Raw genomic sequence first — 2,736 nt, 5'->3', positions numbered from 1 at the left:
TCGCTTGGTGGCCCCGACGAGCGTCGCGAACAAAAGTTCGCAACCCTCGTCGGGGAATCATTCCTGAATGTCACCCACAAATATTTTACTCACACTTTTACCCGTGGTGTTAAAGCCGATGATAAAATCCCCAATATAGCCGGAATAAAATTCCCCACTTACAATAGAACCATAGTGTCAACGAGAGGAGCTATGGTTCATGATTACGAGAGGGGAATTTTTTATGATCAAAGAGATGTATGAAAGGGGAATGAGTATTTCCGATATTGCGAGGGAATTGGGGATCGATCGGAAAACCGTCCGAAAATATATTCACTCTCCCAATCCCCCTTCCAAATCTAAGCGAAAACAAAGAAAAAGCAAGTTAGATCCATTTAAAGAGTATCTTCAAAAACGAATGTTAGAGGATGGGGTGTTCAATAGCGAAAAGTTATTTTTCGAAATTCGACAACAGGGCTATACAGGAGGAAAGACGATTTTAAAGGACTATATAAAACCTTTCCGAGAGACGGCGAAAAAGAAATACACCGTTCGTTATGAAACGCTTCCTGGTGAACAAATGCAAGTCGATTGGAAAGAAGTCGGGGAGGTGATAATCGAAGGGAGAAAAGTCAAGTTATCGCTATTTGTGGCCACATTAGGCTATTCGCGGATGAAATACGCGGTATTTACGACCAGCCAGGACCAGGAGCACTTAATGGAATGCCTGATTCAAAGTTTCAAGTACTTTGGAGGGGTTCCGAAGAAGGTGTTATTTGACAATATGAAGACCGTTACAGACGGGCGAGAACAAGGAGTGGTGAAATGGAATCAACGATTTTCCGAATTTGCGAGTTACTATGGATTTATTCCAAAAGTATGCCGGCCTTACCGGGCCCAGACAAAGGGAAAAGTCGAACGAGCCATTCAGTATATTATGGATCACTTCTATGTAGGAACATCGTTTGAAAGCATCGAAGAATTAAATTTCCTTTTACATCGTTGGCTCGATCAAGTGGCGAATCGGAAGCCAAACGCCACTACCGGTATTTCTCCGCAAGAGCGTTGGGCAGAGGAACAGCTGAAACCTCTCCCGTTGAACGATTACGATACGAGCTATCTTTCCTATCGGAAGGTGCATTGGGATGGCAGTTTCTCCTACAAAGGGGAACAATGGCTCTTATCGACGGAGTATGCGGGCAAAGAAATTCTGGTGAAGGAGCGATTTAATGGAGATATTCGATTGTACTTTCGAGGGGAGGAGATTTCTCACGTGGACCAACAGAAAAAAGTGATTTCATTCGCCGAAAAAATAAAAAAGAAACAGACGGAAATGGCCGCCACCATTTCGCCTATTTCGGTGGAAGTGGATACTCGTCCATTGTCCGTTTATGACGCATTCCTGCGAGGGGAAAGCTCATGAAAGAACGAATACACGAGTATTGCCACCAACTCCATTTGCCTGTCATGGCGGAGCGATGGTCCGCCATGGCAGAATACGCCTCTACTCATAATATATCATATTCAGAGTTTTTATTCCGCTTATTAGAGGCAGAAATCGTCGAAAAACAGGCACGATCGATCCAAACGCTCATCAAGCTGTCCAAACTGCCATATCGCAAGACGATCGATACGTTTGATTTTAACGCACTTCCTTCCGTGGATGAGCGTCGGATTCGAGAGCTGCTTACCTTATCGTTTATTGATCGAAAGGAGAATATTCTTTTTCTCGATCCGCCGGGGATTGGAAAGACGCATCTGGCTATTTCGATTGGAATGGAGGCGATCGCAAGAGGGTATAAAACGTATTTTATTACCGCCCATGATTTGGTCACTCAGTTAAGAAAAGCCGACCAGGAAGGAAAGTTGGAGAAAAAGCTTCGTGTTTTTGTGAAGCCAACCGTTCTCATTATTGATGAAATGGGGTATCTAAAACTGGACCCGAACAGCGCTCATTACTTATTTCAGGTCATCGCCCGTCGGTACGAACATGCCCCGATTATCCTCACCTCCAACAAAAGCTTTGGGGAATGGGGAGAAATCGTGGGAGACTCGGTTTTGGCGACAGCGATGTTAGATCGATTACTGCATCATTCCATCATTTTCAACCTAAAGGGGGAAAGCTATCGATTACGGGAAAAGAGGCTCCAAGAAGAAAAACAGAAGGATCAATGAGGTCCTTCTGGGGAATTTTAAACCGGCGATTTTGGGGAAAAAATAATCGGCCTTGACATTTAAAGTATAAAGTTCCTCTAGTTCATCTTGATACAATTTCTCAATATGGTGACCTTAATATATTATTTGCTTCTAATAACTCCTTAGCAGGTAAACAAATACTTTCAGAAGAGGTTGGATTTGGCTTTTTCACAAAAATGACTATTAAAAGTGATCCATATTTTACAACAGGTGTGCTGGTGCTGTTGGAACTAGAAGATCATAAAATTAATCATCATTATGGATATATAAAAGAAAAGATAGCTACCTATCAAATACTTACAAGGAGTTTATTCGCACCTTATCTTCCTATCTATAATACTAGTTAGACTAAAGTGATCTAAAGAATGACTATTGAAGTTATCCCTAAACTATATTGACAAATGTATGATTATTTTTAAAGATATTCATAACAAAAAATCTCTAATCGCTTGTATTAATGAACGACTATTTCATTAATTCCGCAATATAATATACACTAAGTAAATAATGTAGGCGGCGACAAGCACGAATCCTTCCCACTTTCCAATTCTGAAGCTCGTT

The 2,736-nt window shown here is 41.6% G+C and carries 3 protein-coding genes; all 3 read left to right on the top strand.

Features of this window, described 5'->3' with window-relative positions; translation table 11 throughout:
- A partial coding sequence (locus BM213_RS14825) for a hypothetical protein (protein ID WP_208601930.1) occupies nucleotides 1-243 on the top strand: 243 nt, incomplete at its 5' end.
- A complete protein-coding gene (gene istA / locus BM213_RS14235; protein ID WP_091705246.1) occupies nucleotides 200-1,402 on the top strand; it encodes an IS21 family transposase in 1,203 nt (400 codons plus the stop codon). The genes BM213_RS14825 and istA, both read left to right, overlap by 44 nt.
- The gene (gene istB / locus BM213_RS14230) at nucleotides 1,399-2,154 is read left to right on the top strand and encodes an IS21-like element IS5376 family helper ATPase IstB (protein ID WP_091705244.1); all 756 of its coding nucleotides are present in this window, start codon (nucleotides 1,399-1,401) and stop codon (nucleotides 2,152-2,154) included. Before istA ends, istB begins: the two co-directional genes overlap by 4 nt.
- Nucleotides 2,155-2,736 lie beyond the last annotated feature (582 nt).

Source organism: Anoxybacillus pushchinoensis (genome assembly GCF_900111795.1).
Classification (GTDB): Bacteria; Bacillota; Bacilli; order Bacillales; family Anoxybacillaceae; genus Anoxybacillus; species Anoxybacillus pushchinoensis.
Note: the sequence above shows the minus strand (reverse complement) of the source record. Positions and strands in the feature narration are given on the sequence as shown.